This window comes from Nocardioides marinquilinus, from assembly GCF_039543705.1.
In the GTDB taxonomy this organism is placed as follows: Bacteria; Actinomycetota; Actinomycetes; order Propionibacteriales; family Nocardioidaceae; genus Nocardioides; species Nocardioides marinquilinus.
On sequence record NZ_BAABKG010000002.1, the window covers coordinates 992,442 to 1,010,145 of the forward strand.

The following is a 17,704-nucleotide window of genomic DNA, read 5'->3' on the forward strand; positions in this document are numbered from 1 at the left end:
CGGCCTCGCCCCTCGACCATCGTTGAGATCGTCCTGACGATGGTCGAGGTGCGAGGAGCCCTGGCGACGAGCCTCGAGACCGCCGGCCCGTCGTTGCCAGGTCGCTCGCACGGACCCTGAGCCTGTCGAAGGGCCTCCGACCTCAGCCCAGCCTGTCGCGGGTGAAGGCCGCCAGCTCGGCGTCGGCGAGCGCGAGCGCGTCGCGCAGCTCGGCGAGACGGTGCTGGTCCGGCAGCGTGCCGGTGGACGCCGTCCGCTCGAGCTCGGCGCAGCGGGAGGCGACCACGGTGAGGCCGAGGTTGGCGGCGCTGCCGCCGAGGGTGTGGGCGTGGGCGGCGAGCCCGGCCGCGTCGCCGCGGCGCACGTCGTCCTCGACCTCGGCGAGCGCCGCGGGTGCCTGGTCGCGGAAGTGGGCCACGATGCGGGCGACGAGGCCGGCGTCCATGCCGTCGGTGTCGAGCAGCTCGCCGAGCCGCGCCCCGGCCCCGGAGCGGACGACGGCCGGGGCCGGCGGGGGCGCCGGGGTGCCGGGGTGCCAGCGGGCCAGCGTCTGCTGCAGCAGCTCGACGTCGATGGGCTTGGTGAGGAAGTCGTCCATGCCGGCCTCGAGGCAGCGGTCGCGCTCCTCGGCGACGGCGGCGGCGGTCATCGCGATGATCGGGGTGCGCGGGCCGTCGGTCTGCACCGCCCGGATGGCGCGGGTGGCGTTGAAGCCGTCCATCACCGGCATCTGGCAGTCCATGAGCACGATCGCGAAGCCGCCGGGGTCGTCGGCGACGGCCGCCACGCCCTCGGCGCCGTTGTCGGCCATCACCACCTCGTAGCCGAGCCGGGTCAGCACGCCCTCGGCCACCAGTTGGTTGATGGGGTTGTCCTCGACCACGAGCACCCGCCCCAGGTGCGGGACGACGGCCGGCTCCTCGCCGTCCCGGTCACCGGCCTCGGCACCAGCGGCCTCGAGGCGACCGCCCAGCGTGGCGAGGGTGTCGAGCAGCGTGGAGGGCAGCACCGGCTTGAGGAGGTAGCCGTCGAGGCCGCGCTCGCGGAGCCACTGCGGCGTGGGGTCGGCGCCGGAGGAGACCAGCACGAGCCGGGTGCCGGCGTGCCGCTCCTCGGCGCGCACGATGCGGGCGAGCTGGCCGCCGTCCGCGCCGGGCATCATGAAGTCGAGCAGCGCGACCTCGTAGGGCGCGGCCCGCCGCACGCCGGCGTCGAGCTCCATGAGCGCCTCGTAGGCCGAGGCCACCGCGGCGACCTTGACCCGCCAGGCCGTCAGCTGCTCGGTGAGCAGGTAGCGGTTGGTGGCGTTGTCGTCGACCACCAGCACCCGCAGCCCACCGACCGCGTTCTCGCGGGCCAGGTCGCGGGGGGAGCGCTCGCCGACGGGCTCGGCGAGGTCGACCTCGAACCAGAACGTGCTGCCCTCGCCGGGGCTGCTCTGGACGCCGATCTCGCCGGCCATCGCGGCGACGATGCGGCTGCTGATGGCCAGGCCGAGCCCGGTGCCGCCGTACTCGCGGGTCGTCGAGCTGTCGGCCTGGGTGAAGGCGTCGAAGAGCCGGGCCTGCGCCTCGGCGCTGATGCCGACGCCGGTGTCGCGCACCTCGATCCGCACGCGCAGGTCGTCGGCGTCGTCCCGCTCGACGGCGCGGGCGCGGACGACGACCTCGCCGGTGGCGGTGAACTTCACCGCGTTCGAGACCAGGTTGGTGATCACCTGGCCGAAGCGCACCGGGTCGCCACGCACCGCGAACGGCATGTCGCCGCTGCTCGAGACGACGAGCTCGAGCGCCTTCTCGCGGGCCTGGTCGGCCACCAGGCCGACGCTCTGCTCGAGGATCAGCCGCGGGTTGAAGTCGACCTCCTCGAGGTCGAGGCGGCCGGCCTCGATCTTCGACAGGTCGAGGATGTCGTTGACCAGCGACAGCAGGGTGCGCCCGGCCTGGTCGATGCCCGAGGCGAGCCGCTGCTGGTGCCCGTTCAGCTCGGTGCGCCGCAACAGCTCGCTCAGGCCGATCACGCCGTTGAGCGGTGTGCGGATCTCGTGGCTCATGGTGGCCAGGAACTCCGACTTGGCCCGCGAGGCGCTCAGCGCCTCGTCGCGGGCGTGGGCGAGGTCGTGGGCGCTGCGCTCGCGCTCGGCGACGTGGCCGAGCAGCGCCAGCATCTGGCGGAACACCGCGAGGTGGGCCTCGTCGGGCTCGGCCGACGACAGCGTGTCGGAGACGACGACGCACGCGAGCCGGTCGTCGGCGTAGGCGGGGCCGGCGACGAGGAGGGTGCCGTCGGGGCCTAGGCCGAGCACGGGACGGCGGGCGGCGACGGCCTGCTCGACCAGCGCGCGGGCGGCGTCCGGCACCGAGCGGTCGGCCGGGTCGGCCGGGGCGGTCAGGTCGAGGTGCACGAGATCGGTCTCCGGGCCGTCGACCGCGCGGAGCACGGCGACGGCGACGCCCGGCCACACCGCGAACGGCCGCACGTCGGTGTCGAAGGCGACCATGACGTCCTGCAGCGTGCGCGCCTCGTTGGCCGCCGACGACATGGCGGCGAGGAACTCCAGGCCCTGCGCCTGCTCGTGGGTGGTGGTGACGTCCTGCAGCGTGCCGCCGATCCGCAGCGGCCGGCCGTCGTCGTCGCGCGCGACCTGGCCGCGCACCCGCAGCCAGCGCGTGGGCGGGCCGTCGTCGAGGCGGACGACGACGTCGATGCCCGGCCCGCCCTCGACCATCGCCACCCACGCCTGCCGCACCGCGGCACGGTCGTCGGGGTGCACGAGCTCGGAGAACCGGCCCGCCTCGGGTGGCGGCCCCTCGGGGTCGAGCCGGCACAGCCGCAGCGCCTCGGCCGACCAGGCGACGTCGTCGGTGCGCAGGTCGCGCTCCCAGCTGCCGATGCGACCGATGGCCTGGGCCTCGGTGAGCTGCGCCTCGCGGCTGCGCAGGTCGTCGAGCAGGGCGCGCTGGTCGCTGTGGTCGGTCACGCGGTAGAGCCAGCCGCGCAGCGTGCCGTCGCCGTCGACGACGGGGGAGTGCCGCACCAGCACCCACAGCGGCGTCCCGTCGGGGCGGGTCAGCTGGTAGGCGCGGTCGTGTCCGTCCTCGGCGACCGAGCCGCGGCGCTCGATGTGACGCCGGAACTCGGCCTGCCCCTCCTCGCCCAGCGCGTCGTAGACGGTGAACAGGACTGCGTCCTCGCGCGAGACGCCGAGCAGGTCGGCCATCGGCTGGTTCACGTAGGTGACGCGGCCGTCGTCCTCGATCATCAGCAGGCCGTCGGGCACCGCGTCGAGGATCCAGGCGGGTGGCAGCGGCGAGGACGCGTCGCCGCTCCCCGTGGCGTCGGCGGCCCCCATGCCACCGTCGTCGGTCGTCACCGGGTCATCGTGGCGCAGCCACCCCGACCGTGGGCGGAAAGCGCCGGTCCGGGCGGGTTGTCGTCGTCGGTGCTCTAGGCCGGTCCGGGAGCGGCGGCCGGCTCGGCGGGCTCCCGCGGCGGGTCGACGTTGCACGGCGGCACCGCCCCGAGCCGGACGTCGTGCGCCAGCTCGGCGACCCGCCGTCCGGCGTCCGCCCACGGGCCGACGCGCTCCTCGTAGTGGATGACGAGCAACCCGCGCCGCACCTGCACCGTCCAGGGCCGACCGAGCAGCGCACGGCCGAGCAGCGAGAACGGGGTGACCACCACGACGAGCAGCGTCTCGACCACGAAGGCGACGAGCGCCAGACCGGCCGGCACCGTGGCGAGGGCGGCGAGCACGGCGCCGACGACGAGCAGGACCCCCTCGCCGACGCCGAACAGCAGGGACGGCACGAGCGCCAGCAGCAGCCGCGTGAGCGCGGGCGTGCGCATGCGCCAGGCGGCCCAGCGGCGGTGCACGAGCCAGCGCCGGCCGTGGGCGTCGCGGGTCATCACGGCGCGCAGCGTAGGTCGGGCCGGGGACCGTCGTCCGCGGATCAGGCAGCAGTGGCCCGGGCTGACCAGACCAGTAGCGTCGCCCGCGTGAGCGAGACACCCCGTGACTGGTGGAAGTCGGCCGTGGTCTACCAGGTCTACCCGCGCAGCTTCGCCGACGGCGACGGCGACGGCGTGGGCGACATCCCCGGCATCCGGGCGCACGTCGACCACCTGGCCTGGCTGGGGGTCGACGTCGTGTGGCTGAGCCCGGTCTACCGCTCGCCGATGGACGACAACGGCTACGACATCAGCGACTACCACGACGTCGACCCGCTCTTCGGCACCCTCGACGACCTCGACGGCCTGATCGCCGACCTCCACGAGCGCGGCATCAGGCTCGTGATGGATCTCGTCGTCAACCACACCAGCAGCTCCCACGCGTGGTTCCAGGAGTCGAGGTCGGGCCGCGACAGCGCGAAGCGCGACTGGTACTGGTGGCGGCCGCCGCGCGAGGGCCACGTCGGCGGCGAGCCGGGTGCCGAGCCGACCAACTGGGGCTCGGCGTTCTCGGGTCCGGCGTGGACCTACGACCCCGACAGCGGCGAGTACTACCTGCACCTGTTCGCCCCGAGCCAGCCCGACCTCAACTGGGAGAACCCCGAGGTGCGCGAGGCGGTGTACTCGATGATGCGGTGGTGGCTCGACCGCGGGGTCGACGGCTTCCGCATGGACGTCATCAACATGATCAGCAAGGCCGGCCTCGAGGACGGCGAGCTCGGCGGCCCGGGTGGACCGATCGACACCACGACGCACGGCGACCCCGGCCCGTTCGTGCTCAACGGGCCACGGGTGCACGAGTTCCTGCAGGAGATGCACCGCGAGGTCTTCGCCGACCGGCCCGCAGGGCTGTTGACGGTGGGCGAGACACCGGCGACCTCGGTGGAGGAGGCGCGTCGTTACACCGACCCGGAGCGGCGCGAGGTCGACATGGTCTTCCAGTTCGAGCACGTCGACCTCGACAGCGGCCCCGGCGGCAAGTGGGACGTCGTCCCGATGAGCCTGCTCGACCTCAAGGCCTCGCTCGGCCGCTGGCAGGAGGGCCTGGCCGACGTCGGCTGGAACAGCCTCTACCTCGGCAACCACGACCAGCCGCGCAGCGTGAGCCGGTTCGGCGACGACTCGCCCGAGTACCGCGCCGCCTCGGCGAAGGCGCTGGCCACCGTGCTGCACCTGCACCGCGGCACGCCGTACGTCTACCAGGGCGACGAGATCGGCATGGCGAACGCGCCGCTGGCGACGGTCGACGACCTGCGCGACATCGAGTCGGTCAACGCCCACCGGGCGCTGCTGGCCCGCGGGGCGACCGGTGAGGAGGCGATGGCGGCGATCCGCGCCAAGAGTCGCGACCACGCCCGCACCCCGATGCAGTGGGACGCCGACGAGCACGCCGGCTTCACGACCGGCACCCCGTGGCTGCCGGCCAACCCCGACCACGTCGAGGTCAACGTCGCCGCCCAGCGCGAGGACCCCGACTCGGTGCTGCACCACTACCGTGCGCTGATCGCGCTGCGCCACGACGAGCCGGTCGTCGCCCACGGCGACTTCACGATGCTGCTGCCCGACCACCCCCAGGTCTATGCCTTCACGCGCCGCCTGGACGACGTCGTGCTGCTGGTCGTGGCGAACCTGTCGTCACAGCCCGCCACCGCCCGGTTCGACCCCACCTGGGACGACGCCGAGCCCCTCCTCGCCACCACCGCCCACCCCACCGCCGGCACGTGGTCCCTCACCCCCTGGGAGACCGCGGTCCTGATCCGCCGCTGAGGACGGCGACGACGACTCACGGCGGTCGAGGTGCGAGGCCGGCCACGGCCGAGCCTCGAGACCTCGCACGTTCGACGCGAACGTCCCCGTACGGACCCTGAGCTTGTCGAAGGGCGCCACGTGCGAACGTCGGCGTGGAGGGCCGGTGGTCTCGACGACGCTCGACGAGGGCTCGCTGCTCAACCACCGGTGGTCGAGCAGGCCGAGCGTCTGCGCGAGGCCGTCGTCGAGACCCCGGAAGGTCAACGCGAACGCGCCCACACGGACCCTGAGCTTGTCGAAGGGCGCCCAGAGCGAACGTCGCGTGGAGGGCCGGTGGTTTCGACGACGCTCGCTGGGGCTCGGTGCTCAACCACCGGCAGTTCCGGTGGTCGAGCAGGCCGAGCGTCTGCGCGAGGCCGTCGTCGAGACCCCGGAAGGTCAACGCGAACGCCCCCGCACGGACCCTGAGCTTGTCGAAGGGCCCCCGCGAAAACGTTCGCGTGGAGGGCCGGTGGTTTCGACGACGCTCGCCGAGGGCTCGCTGCTCAACCACCGGCACCTCCGGTGGTCGAGCAGGCCGAGCGTCTGCGCGAGGCCGTCGTCGAGACCACGGAAGGTCAACGCGAACGCGCCCACACGGACCCTGAGCTTGTCGAAGGGACAGCGCTCGCGAACGTTCTCGTGGACGCCCGGTGGTTTCGACGACGCTCGCTGGGGCTCGGTGCTCAACCACCGGCAGTTCCGGTGGTCGAGCAGGCCGAGCGTCTGCGCGAGGCCGTCGTCGAGACCCCGCGAGGATCACGCGAACGTTCGCGGGCGACGTCCAGGCCCTTCGACGAGCTCAGGGTCCGTGGTGGCGTTCGCGTGGTGGGCCGGTGGTTTCGACGACGCTCGCTGGGGCTCGCTGCTCAACCACCGTTGGTGGCCCTTCGACGAGCTCAGGGTCCGTGGTGGCGTCAGCGTGGAGGGCCGGTGGTCTCGACGACGCTCGCTGCTCAACCACCGGCGCGGCCCCTCAGCAGGCTCAGGGTGTGTGGTCAGCCGAGGGCGGGGTAGCGGCCCTCGAGGACGTCGAGGGCGTGGGTCGACTTGGTGGCGACGTAGTTGTCGGGGTCGGCGGTGGCGGCGCGGAGGTCCTCGATCACCGGCCGGGCGCGTTCGCCGAGCGCGGCGAGCACGTTGGCGGCGACGAGGCGGGTGCGCTCGCCCGGGTCGGTGCGCAGCACCTGCGCGAGCGCCTGCACCGCACCCGGCTCGTCGAGCCGGGCCAGGGCCTCGGCGGCCTGGATGCGCACGTGCACCGACGGGTCGCGGTCGAGCACCCGCCGCAGCCGGTCGCGCGCGGGGGCGGCGTCCGCACCGAGGACGGCGAAGCCGAGCGCGGCCCAGGTGCGCACCACCTCGTCGCGGTCGTCGAGCGCCTTGACCAGGCGGCGCAGGTCACGCCGGTCGCCGCGGGCCGCGACGTTCGCCGTCTCGACGACCCGCTTGATCGGGTAGGCGCCCCGGGCCCGGCTGTCGTCGTAGCCCTCGACCGGCAGCCCCTCGGGGATGAACCCGTTGTCGACGACCTCGACGAGGTGGTCGTCGAGCACCCGCGAGAGCCGGCGCAGCGTGCCCCGGTGGCGCGGGTCGCCGGCGAGGTCGTTGATCTCGTCGGGGTCGGACCGCAGGTCGTAGAGCTCCTCGAACGGCTTGTAGCCCCAGAACCGGCTCTGGGTCTCGTCGAGCCCGCCGGCCACGAACCGGTCGCGCCAGTCGCGGTAGCCGGCCTGCTGGAACTGGTAGGCGTTGTGCTGCCCGTAGATGCGGTGCGGGTGGTAGTTGCGCACGTAGCGGTAGCGCTCGTCGCGCACCGTGCGCTGCATGTCGTGGGTCTCGTCCATGCGGTTGCGCATGCCGAACGCGTGGTCGCCGCCCGGACGGCGGTCGGCCAGCACCGAGGTGCCGTGCGTGTGCCGCGGCCGCCGCGCGCCCGCCAGCGCGGCCACGGTCACCGGCAGGTCGACCCCCATGACCGGGCGTCGCACCGTGCCGCCCGCGCGGTACGGCGAGAGGTGGCGCACCCGGCGTCCGAACCAGACGACCAGCGGCGTCCGCAGCCCGGAGTCGAGGCAGAACCGCTTCGTGCGCGGCGTCACGCCGCCGTTGTCGCCGTAGTAGAAGACGATGGTGTCGTCGAGGACGCCGGCCGCCTCGAGCTCGGCCAGGCGCGCCCCGGCGTTGGCGTCCATCGTCGCGATGTTGTCGTACCAACGGGCGCGGTCGCGGCGCACGACGTCGGTGTCGGGCAGGTAGGGCGGCACGACGACGTCGGCGGGCGACGTCGGCCCGCCCGCGTAGGCGCCGAACAGCTGCGACTCGTGGGTGGTGTTGTCGTTGAAGACGGCGAAGAACGGCGCGCCGTCGGGCCGGTTGCGCCAGTGCGCCTTGTTCGAGGACTCGTTCCAGATGGCCGCCGGGTCGAAGGGGGCGTTGTAGTCGGTCTTGGCGTTGTTGGTGCAGTAGTAGCCCTGCTCGCGCAGCAGCTGCGGGAGCGTGTCGGCGTCGGCCGGCGGCTCGCCCTGGGCGCGCATCTGGTGCGCCGGGCCCGACGACTCGGGGCACAGGCCGGTCAGCAGCCCGAAGCGCGACGGCGCGCACACCGGCGCCATGGAGAAGTGGTGCTCGAAGCGGACGCCGTCGGCGGCGAGCGCGTCGAGGTTCGGCGTGCTCGCCACGGCGTCGCCGTAGCAGCCGAGCGCGGGGACGTTGTCCTCGCTGACGAGCCAGACGATGTTGGGCCGGACGCGGGGGCGCCCGGGTGCGGCGGCCGCGTCGCCGGGCAGCAGGCCGAGGCCGGTGGCAGCGGTGGCCGCCGAGGCGCCGGCGAGGACGCCGCGCCGGGAGAGCGGACGGGGGGAGGGGGAGGTCATGCCCAGCAACCTATACAAAGACGATTGGGATGATCGACAACGCCGAACGGCTCACACCCCCTGGGCCGCGTGCGGACGGCGCTCCTAGTCTCGGGCCCATGACCGACGTCAGCGTCGAGGGCGGTCTCGACGAGCCCACCGGCCTCGAGCCCGAGCAGGGCGCGCTGCGCCTGGTGCAGCCGGGCGACGAGCACACGCAGGCCGAGTGGGAGTCCGCCGCGGCGGCCGTGCTGCGCAAGGCCCGACGCCTGCGTGAGGACGACGACGACGCGCTGGTCTGGCCGAGGCTGACCCGCACCACGCTCGACGGCGTCGAGGTCGCCCCGCTCGGCGTCCCCGGCCTGCTCGACGACGTCGTCACCGCTGGCCGGCCCGACGGCCCGGGGGAGTGGGACGTGCGCGCGCACCTCGACCTCGGCACCGACCCGCGCGCCGACAACGAGGCGCTGCTGGCCGACCTCGAGGGCGGGGTCACCTCGCTCTGGCTGACCGCCCACGACGTCGAGCCGGACGCCGTCGAGTGGCCGGCCGTGCTCGGTGGGGTGCTGCTCGACCTGGCGCCCGTGGTGCTGCCCGGGGACGCCGCGCTCGCCGAGGCCTTCCTCGAGCAGGCCGAGCAGACCGGCCAGGCGCTCCACCCGCGCTCCAACCTCGGCCTCGACGCCCGCGCCGCGACGGGCGAGCAGGCGGCGCTGGCGGCCGACGCCGGCGTGCTCGGCTTCGTCGTCGACGCCACCGGCGTGCACGACCGGGGCGCCTCCGACGTGCAGGAGCTCGCCTGGGCCATGGCCGCGGTCGCGACCTACCTGCGCCGCCTCGCCGCCGACGGGGTGGACGTCGCCCGCGCGGCCGCGCTGGTCGAGCTCCGCCTGGCCGCCACCGACGAGCAGTTCCCGACGATCGCCAAGCTGCGGGCCGTCCGGCGGCTGTGGCACGCCGTGCTCGAGCACAGCGGCGTCGAGCAGGTGCCGATGCGGCTGCACGCGGTGACCAGTCGCCCGATGATGAGCCGCTACGACGCCTACACCAACCTGCTGCGCACCACGGTCGCTGCGTTCGCGGCGGGCGTGAGCGGCGCCGACGCCGTCACCGTGCTGCCCTTCGACAGCCCCCTCGGCCGGCCCGAGCGGCTCGGTCGGCGGCTGGCGCGCAACACCAGCGCCCTGCTCGTCAGCGAGTCGCACCTCGCCCGGGTCGTCGACCCCGCGGGCGGCGCGTGGGCGGTCGAGAAGCTGACCGACGACCTCGCCGTCGCCGCGTGGCGGCTGTTCGGCGAGCTCGACGAGAGCACCGATCTCGACGCCGCCGTCGACGCGCGCATCGCCGAGACGGTCGAGCGCCGCACCGCCGAGATCGCCACCCGACGCCGTCCGATCACCGGCCTCACCGAGTTCCCCGTCGTCGACGAGACCCTGCCCGAGCGCGCCCCGTCGACCGGGTGGGACGACGTGCGCCCTTGGGGCGCCGCGTTCGAGGCGCTGCGTGACGACCCGCCACGTGAGCGGGTGCTGCTCGCCACGCTCGGCACCGTCGCCGAGCACACCGCGCGCGCCACCTTCGCCGCCAACCTGCTCGCCGCCGGCGGCATCGGCGCCGACGCGGCCGGGGTCACCGAGGGCCCCGACGACCTGGTCGCCGTCCACGCGGGCCAGCCGGTCGCCGTCCTCGCGGGCAGCGACGCCGCCTACGAGCAGTGGGGCGAGGCGGCCGCCTCCGCCCTGCGCGAGGCGGGCGTGCGCCACGTCGTGGTGGCCGGTCAGCCCGCCGAGTGGGCCGACGACTCCTGTGCGCTGGGCGTCGACGCCCACGCGTTCCTCACCCGCACCCGGGAGGCGCTGTCGTGAGCGTTCCGAAGAGCTTCGCCGGACTCGCCCTCGGCGGTCATGCGGAGGCGCCGCCGGCCCTTCGACAGGCTCAGGGTCCGTCCTGGGCCAGCCCGGAAGGCATCGAGGTCGCGCCGGTCTACGGCCCGCACCACCTCGACGGCCTCGACGGCCTCGACACCTGGCCCGGCCTCAGCCCGTTCCTGCGCGGGCCCTACCCGACGATGTACACCACGCAGCCGTGGACGATCCGGCAGTACGCCGGCTTCTCGACCGCCGAGGAGTCCAACGCCTTCTACCGGCGCAACCTCGCCGCGGGCCAGAAGGGCCTGAGCGTCGCCTTCGACCTCGCCACCCACCGCGGCTACGACTCCGACCACCCGCGCGTGCGCGGCGACGTCGGCATGGCCGGCGTGGCCATCGACTCGATCTACGACACCCGCACGCTGTTCGACGGCATCCCGCTCGACCAGATGTCGGTGTCGATGACCATGAACGGCGCCGTGCTGCCGGTGCTCGCGCTCTACATCGCCGCGGCCGAGGAGCAGGGGGTGAAGCCGGAACAGCTCGCGGGGACCATCCAGAACGACATCCTCAAGGAGTTCATGGTCCGCAACACCTACATCTACCCGCCGGCGCCGAGCATGCGGATCGTCAGCGACATCTTCGCCTTCACCAGCGAGCGGATGCCGCGGTTCAACTCGATCTCGATCTCCGGCTACCACATGCAGGAGGCCGGGGCGACGGCCGACCTCGAGCTCGCCTACACCCTCGCCGACGGCGTCGAGTACCTCCGCGCCGGACTGGACGCCGGCCTCGACGTCGACTCGTTCGCGCCCCGGCTCAGCTTCTTCTGGGCCATCGGCATGAACTTCTTCATGGAGGTCGCCAAGCTGCGCGCCGCCCGGGCGCTGTGGAGCCGGCTGGTGCGGCAGTTCGACCCGCAGAACCCGAAGTCGCTCAGCCTGCGCACCCACTGCCAGACCAGCGGCTGGAGCCTGACCGCGCAGGACGTGTTCAACAACGTCGGCCGCACCTGCATCGAGGCGATGGCCGCGACCCAGGGCCACACCCAGAGCCTGCACACCAACGCCCTCGACGAGGCGATCGCGCTGCCCAGCGACTTCAGCGCCCGCATCGCCCGCAACACCCAGCTGCTCCTGCAGCAGGAGAGCGGCACCACGCAGGTCATCGACCCGTGGGCCGGCTCCTACTACGTCGAGCGGCTCACCCACGACCTCGCCGAGCGGGCGTGGGGCCACATCCAGGAGGCCGAGGAGGCCGGCGGCATGGCGGCCGCCATCGAGCAGGGCATCCCCAAGATGCGCATCGAGGAGGCCGCCGCGCGCACCCAGGCGCGCATCGACTCCGGCGTGCAGCAGGTCATCGGCGTGAACACCTACCGGCTCGAGGCCGAGGACCCGCTCGACGTGCTGCGCGTCGACAACGACGACGTCTACCGCCAGCAGATCGCCAAGCTCGAGCGGCTGCGCGCGGAGCGGGACGGCGACGCCGTCACCGCCGCCCTCGACGCCCTCACCGGTGCCGCCGAGCGCGAGACCGGCAACCTGCTCGAGCTCGCCGTCGGCGCCGCCCGGGCCAAGGCCACGGTGGGCGAGATCTCCGGCGCGCTCGAGAAGGTCTACGGCCGCCACCAGGCCGTCATCCGTACGATCTCGGGCGTGTACCGCGACGAGTCCGGCGGCGACGGCTCGAAGGTCGACCAGGTGCTCGCCGAGACCGAGGCGTTCGAGGAGGCCGAGGGACGCCGGCCCCGCATCCTCGTCGCCAAGATGGGCCAGGACGGCCACGACCGCGGCCAGAAGGTGATCGTCTCGGCCTTCGCCGACATGGGCTTCGACGTCGACGTCGGCCCGCTGTTCTCCACGCCCGAGGAGGTCGCCCAGCAGGCGGTCGACAACGACGTCCACCTCGTCGGGGTCAGCTCGCTGGCCGCCGGCCACCTCACGCTGCTGCCCGCGCTCAGGGCCGCGCTGGCCGAGCAGGGCCGCGACGACATCATGGTCGTCATCGGCGGCGTCATCCCGCCCGACGACGTCCCGCGGCTGCGGGAGATGGGCGCAGCCGCGGTCTTCCTGCCCGGCACCGTCATCGCCGAGTCGGCCCTCGACCTGCTGGCCGCGCTGCGCGAGGCACTGGGTCACGACGGTGGTTGAGGTGCTCCGGAGCGAGGAACGAGCGCAGGAGCCTCGAAACCTCCGCAGCCGGTCTCGGGAGCGTCCGCGTCGCCGCTGCGCGGTCTCGAGGCTCGGCCGTGGCCGGCCTCGCACCTCGACCAGCGTCCCGTGACCGACGTCGAGGCGCTCGTCGCCGGCGTCCGCGAGGGACGCCGGGCGGCGGTGGCGCAGGCGATCACGCTGGTCGAGTCGGGCAAGCCCGAGCGACGCGCGGCCGCGCGTGAGCTGCTCACCGAGCTGGCCCGCCCGTCGACGGGCTCGGGGTCCGGGGCGCGATCGGTGCGGGTGGGGGTCTCGGGGGTGCCCGGCGTCGGCAAGTCGACGCTGCTCGAGGCGCTCGGCACCCGGCTGACCGCCGAGGGCCACCGGGTCGGCGTCCTGACCGTCGACCCCTCCAGCGTCCGCACCGGTGGCTCGGTGCTGGGCGACAAGACCCGGATGCCGCGGCTGGCCGCCGACCCGCACGCCTACGTGCGCCCCAGCCCGTCGGCCGGCACCCTCGGCGGCGTCGCGCGCGCCACGGTGCAGGCGATGGCGGTCCTCGAGGCCGCGGGCTACGACGTCGTGCTGGTCGAGACGGTGGGGGTCGGGCAGTCCGAGATCACCGTGGCCGGGATGGTCGACACGTTCTGCCTGCTCACGCTCGCGCGCACCGGCGACCAGCTGCAGGGCATCAAGAAGGGCATCCTCGAGATCGCCGACGTCGTGGCGGTCAACAAGGCCGACCCCGAGCACGAGGGGGAGTCGCGCGCGGCCGCCCGCGAGCTGGCCGGTGCGCTGCGCCTGGTGCGCGGCCACGATGCCTGGACGCCGCCCGTGGTCACCTGCTCGGCCCTGCACGACGTCGGCATCGCCGAGCTGTGGCAGCAGGTGCTCGCCCACCGCGACCACCTCGGCGCCGACGGCCTCGCCGCCCGGCGGGCCGAGCAGCAGCTCGACTTCACCTGGGCGCTGGTGCGCGACACCCTCGACGAGCGGCTGCGGCGCTCGCCCGGCGTGCGGGCGGTGCGCGACGACGTCCGGGACGCCGTGCTGGCCGGCGAGCTGCCGGCCACGGTGGCGGCCGACCGCATCCTCGCCGCCTTCGACGGCGACCGAGCCTGACCCCGGCCGGTCCGAGCCCGACCGGTCCGAGCCCGCCCGGGCGGTGCGGGATGGCCCGACCGGGCCATGTCGGCGGGACACCCGCGCCCGGACAGTGGGGGACCGACGTCCCTCGCGCCCGGGACACCGAGCCGCGGAAGGTCGTCCTCGTTCCGTCAACGACCCATCGGAGTGTCCACCATGCCTCGTCGTCCGCTCGTCCTCGCCGCGGCCTCCGCCGCCCTCGCCGGCCTCGCCCTCGCGGGCACCGGCCTGGCGCCGTCGTCCGCCGCTCCCGCCCCGGCACCGGCCAAGCCCGTCGTGCTGGCCCAGGGCCTCGTCACCCCGCTCAGCCTCGCCGTCTCCGGCGACGGCACGCGCTACGTCGCGCAGAACTTCGCCGGCTCGCTCCTGCGCCAGCAGGGCAAGGGCAAGCCCGAGGTCGTCTTCCAGGCAAAGAAGCGCGGCCAGGAGGTCGGCGCCGTCTCGGTGCGTCGCGGCGACGTCCGCTTCGCCGTCAGCGGCCGCAACCGCGCCGTCCTCATGGGCATCGGCGACAGCGGCAAGGCCGTGCAGCTGGCCGACCTGCGCGCCCACGAGCTCGCCAAGAACCCCGACGGCCGCGTCACCTACGGCTTCCGCTTCGCGAGCAAGCAGTGCCTCGCCAAGGTGCCCGAGGGCATCCCGGGCCGCTACACCGGCGAGGCCTTCAGCCACCCCTACGCCACCGCGCAGGTGGCCGGTGGCCGCACCTACGTCGCCGACGCCGGCGGCAACGCGATCCTCACCGTGCCGCGGCCGGGCGTCGTGCGCACCGTCGCCGTCATCCCGCCGACCGCGGTGAAGATCACCCAGGCCTTCGCCGAGGCGAACCAGATGCCGCAGTGCGTGGTCGGCAAGTCGTACTGGTTCGAGAGCGTGCCCACCGACGTCGAGGTCGGCCCCGACGGGGCGCTCTACGTCACCTCGCTGCCCGGCGGCCCGGAGGACGGCAGCCTGGGCGCCAACGGCGCGGTCTACCGCGTCGACCCTGCCACGCGCAGCGTGAAGAAGGTCGTCTCCGGCCTCGTCAGCCCGACCGGCCTGGCCGTCTCGGCCAACCGCACCATCTTCGTGGCCGAGCTGTTCCGCGGGCAGGTCAGCCGGGCGCTGCCCGGTCAGAAGACCGCCAAGCCGTTCGCCCGCACCGCCCTGCCCGCGGACGTCGAGATCGCCGGCGGCGTCCTGTACGCCACCGACCAGGCCCTCGACGAGGAGAACGGCGGCCGCCTGGTCCGCATCAAGCGCTGACCGCACACCCATCACGCTGACCCGTTCCTTGCAAGGGACGGGTCAGCGTGCGTCCGGGCCGCGGACCCACCCCCGCCCGGACGCCGCACCCGACGAACGGGACTAGCCTGGAGGGCGATGTCCGAGACCAGCCCACCCTCCGCGACCGACACCTTCGCCGCGGTCGCCACCGACGTCGTGGCCAAGTACGACGCCGAGCTGGTCGACCTGCGCCGCGACCTGCACGCCCACCCCGAGCTGTCGTGGGCCGAGACCCGCACCACCGAGCTGGTGACGCAGTGGGTCGAGCGGGCCGGGTGGCGGGTCACCCACCCGGGCCCCACCGGCTCCACCGGCGTCGTCGCCGAGATCGGCGAGGCGCCGTTCGTGGCGCTGCGCGCCGACATGGACGCGCTGCCGGTGCAGGACGTCGCCGGCGAGGCCTGGGCGAGCACCGTGCCGGGCGTCGCGCACGCCTGCGGGCACGACGTCCACACCGTCTGCCTGGTCGGCGCCGCGATGGCGCTGGCCGAGCTGCACGAGCGCGGCGAGCTGCCCGGCGGCGTCCGGCTGTTCTTCCAGCCCGCCGAGGAGGTCATGCCCGGCGGCGCCAAGGCGCTCATCGCCGACGGCCACCTCGCGAACGTCCAGCGGGTCTTCGCGCTGCACTGCGACCCCGGCGTCGACGTCGGCCGCGTGGGGCTGCGGTCGGGCTCGCTGACCAGCGCGGCCGACCGCATCGAGGTGCGCTTCGAGGGCACCGGCGGCCACACCTCGCGTCCCCACCTGACCGGCGACCTCACCTTCGCCCTCGCGAAGGTCACCAGCGAGCTGCCGGCCGTGCTGAGCCGCCGCATGGACCCCCGCGCCGGCGTCAGCGTCGTGTGGGGCGTGGTGCGCGCCGGGTCGGCCCCCAACGTCATCCCCGGCCACGGCCTGGCTGCGGGCACCGTGCGCATCCTCGACGCCGAGGCGTGGGCCGGCTGCGAGCCGATCATCCGCGAGGCCGTGCACGACATCGTCCGGCCCTACGGGGTCACCGCCACCGTCGACTACCTGCAGGGCGTGCCCCCGGTGGTCAACGACCCCGGCTGCAACGCCGTGCTCGCCTCCGCGGTGCGGGCCACGCTCGGCTCCGGCGGCGTCACCACCGTGCCGCAGAGCCTCGGTGGCGAGGACTACGGCTGGTACCTCGAGAGCGTGCCGGGGGCGATGTTCCGGCTCGGCACCCGCACGCCGGGCGGCCCCACCTACGACCTCCACCAGGGCAACCTGCGGGTCGACGAGCGGGCGATCGGGGTCGGCGCGCGGGTGCTCGCGGTCGCCGCCGCGACCGCCCACCAGCGCGACTGAGGTCCCCTCCTCGGGGGGTGGCGGGCGCGCCGCGCGTCGCTCAGGTCACCGGCAGGTAACAGTCGCAACTTTTCTTCCGATGCCGGCCACGGGCGGCGAATCGTCCCATTAGGGTGTCGCGACGTGCCGCGGGGCGGTGCGACATCCAGACATCAGGAGGAAGTCCGTGAGGAAGACGGCGACTATTGCAGCGGTCAGCACGCTGCTGGCGCTCTCGCTGGCCGCGTGCGGCGAGCGTGACGAGGACAACGAGGAGACCGGCGCCGACAACACCGAGTCGTCGGCACCGGCCGAGCCGGGCAGCAGCGACTCCGCCAGCGAGAGCGCGAGCGACACCGCGGCTCCCACCGGCGACCAGTACCCCGACTTCAAGGCCTGCATGGTCTCCGACTCGGGCGGCTTCGACGACAAGTCGTTCAACCAGACCTCGCTCAAGGGTCAGACCGACGCCGCCGACCAGTTCGGCGTCCAGACCGCCCAGGTCGAGTCGAACAGCGACACCGAGTACGGCGACAACATCGACCAGCTCATCGGCGAGGGCTGCAACGAGATCACCACCGTCGGCTTCCTGCTCGGCGACGCCACCGAGGCGGCCGCCAAGAAGAACAAGGACGTCGACTTCGCGATCGTCGACTTCGCCTACGAGAAGCCGGCCCCGAACCTCAAGGGCCTCGTCTTCGCGACCGACCAGCCGTCGTTCCTCGCCGGCTACCTGGCCGCGGCCCAGTCGGAGTCGGGCATCGTCGGCACCTTCGGCGGTCTGAACATCCCGACCGTGACCGTCTTCATGGAGGGCTTCCGCCTCGGCGTGGAGCAGTACAACGAGGACACCGGCGAGGAGGTCCAGCTGCTCGGCTGGGACGGCTCCGAGGGCGCGTTCACCGAGGACTTCGAGGACAAGGGCAAGGGCCAGAGCGTCGGCGCCGACCTCATCCAGCAGGGTGCGGACATCATCTTCCCGGTGGCCGGTCCGGCCGGCCTCGGTGGCCTGCAGGCCGCCAAGGACGGCGGCGCGCTCGGCATCTGGGTCGACACCGACGGCTACGAGTCGACCGAGTACGGCGACATCCTGCTGACCTCGGTCGTCAAGGGCCTCGACGTGGCCGTGACCGAGGCGATCAAGGAGTCGGCCGAGGGCACGTTCTCGAACGAGCTCTACTCCGGCACGCTGGAGAACGACGGTGTCGGCCTCGCGCCGTTCCACGACTTCGACGGTGAGATCGACCAGGAGACCAAGGACCGGCTCGACGAGCTGACCCAGCAGATCATCGCCGGTGAGGTCACCACCAGCTGACGCACCACGCACCACCAGAGTGACCGGCGTCGGCGACGACGCCAGACGGGGCCGGGCGGCACACGCCGC

10 protein-coding genes are annotated in these 17,704 nt (G+C 73.8%); 7 read left to right on the forward strand and 3 right to left on the reverse strand.

Annotation, left to right across the window (positions count from 1 at the left end; translation table 11 throughout):
* Positions 1–142: 142 nt before the first annotated feature.
* Positions 143–3,373 carry a response regulator gene (locus ABEA04_RS10720; RefSeq protein WP_345458106.1) on the reverse strand — a complete coding sequence of 1,077 codons (3,231 nt, stop codon included), beginning with the start codon at positions 3,371–3,373 and terminating at the stop codon, positions 143–145.
* Between the two features lie 74 nt (positions 3,374–3,447).
* Positions 3,448–3,912, reverse strand: a complete 465-nt coding sequence (locus ABEA04_RS10725; RefSeq protein WP_345458108.1) for a hypothetical protein — start codon at positions 3,910–3,912, stop codon at positions 3,448–3,450.
* A gap of 87 nt (positions 3,913–3,999) precedes the next feature.
* Here ABEA04_RS10725 and ABEA04_RS10730 point away from each other — a divergent pair, with 87 nt between their 5' ends.
* Positions 4,000–5,718 carry a glycoside hydrolase family 13 protein gene (locus ABEA04_RS10730; protein WP_345458110.1) on the forward strand — a complete coding sequence of 573 codons (1,719 nt, stop codon included), beginning with the start codon at positions 4,000–4,002 and terminating at the stop codon, positions 5,716–5,718.
* A 1,019-nt stretch (positions 5,719–6,737) separates the two neighbouring features.
* Here ABEA04_RS10730 and ABEA04_RS10735 read toward each other — a convergent pair.
* Positions 6,738–8,615 carry a sulfatase-like hydrolase/transferase gene (locus tag ABEA04_RS10735; RefSeq protein ID WP_345458112.1) on the reverse strand — a complete coding sequence of 626 codons (1,878 nt, stop codon included), beginning with the start codon at positions 8,613–8,615 and terminating at the stop codon, positions 6,738–6,740.
* A gap of 98 nt (positions 8,616–8,713) precedes the next feature.
* Here ABEA04_RS10735 and ABEA04_RS10740 point away from each other — a divergent pair, with 98 nt between their 5' ends.
* The 6 genes from ABEA04_RS10740 (at position 8,714) to ABEA04_RS10765 (ending at position 17,635) form a co-directional block, all read left to right on the forward strand.
* Positions 8,714–10,459 (forward strand): methylmalonyl-CoA mutase family protein, encoded by a 1,746-nt coding sequence (locus ABEA04_RS10740; protein WP_345458114.1) that lies wholly within the window; start codon positions 8,714–8,716, stop codon positions 10,457–10,459.
* On the forward strand, positions 10,456–12,615 hold the full coding sequence (scpA, locus tag ABEA04_RS10745; RefSeq protein ID WP_345458115.1) for a methylmalonyl-CoA mutase: 2,160 nt from the start codon (positions 10,456–10,458) through the stop codon (positions 12,613–12,615). The genes ABEA04_RS10740 and scpA overlap by 4 nt, the downstream gene beginning before the upstream one ends.
* A gap of 129 nt (positions 12,616–12,744) precedes the next feature.
* Positions 12,745–13,740 (forward strand): methylmalonyl Co-A mutase-associated GTPase MeaB, encoded by a 996-nt coding sequence (gene meaB, locus ABEA04_RS10750; RefSeq protein ID WP_345458116.1) that lies wholly within the window; start codon positions 12,745–12,747, stop codon positions 13,738–13,740.
* A gap of 180 nt (positions 13,741–13,920) precedes the next feature.
* On the forward strand, positions 13,921–15,009 hold the full coding sequence (locus ABEA04_RS10755; protein WP_345458117.1) for a ScyD/ScyE family protein: 1,089 nt from the start codon (positions 13,921–13,923) through the stop codon (positions 15,007–15,009).
* Between the two features lie 117 nt (positions 15,010–15,126).
* A complete protein-coding gene (locus tag ABEA04_RS10760; protein ID WP_345458119.1) occupies positions 15,127–16,341 on the forward strand; it encodes an amidohydrolase in 1,215 nt (404 codons plus the stop codon).
* A 166-nt stretch (positions 16,342–16,507) separates the two neighbouring features.
* A complete protein-coding gene (locus tag ABEA04_RS10765; RefSeq protein ID WP_345458121.1) occupies positions 16,508–17,635 on the forward strand; it encodes a BMP family lipoprotein in 1,128 nt (375 codons plus the stop codon).
* The last annotated feature ends 69 nt before the right edge of the window (positions 17,636–17,704 follow it).

Bases quoted from the DNA above. Each gene is read 5' to 3' on its own strand.
- ABEA04_RS10735 (WP_345458112.1), bottom strand. From the start codon at position 8,615: ATGACCTCCCCCTCCCCCCGTCCGCTCTCCCGGCGCGGCGTCCTCGCC.
- ABEA04_RS10740 (WP_345458114.1), top strand. From the start codon at position 8,714: ATGACCGACGTCAGCGTCGAGGGCGGTCTCGACGAGCCCACCGGCCTC.
- ABEA04_RS10755 (WP_345458117.1), top strand. From the start codon at position 13,921: ATGCCTCGTCGTCCGCTCGTCCTCGCCGCGGCCTCCGCCGCCCTCGCC.
- ABEA04_RS10760 (WP_345458119.1), top strand. From the start codon at position 15,127: ATGTCCGAGACCAGCCCACCCTCCGCGACCGACACCTTCGCCGCGGTC.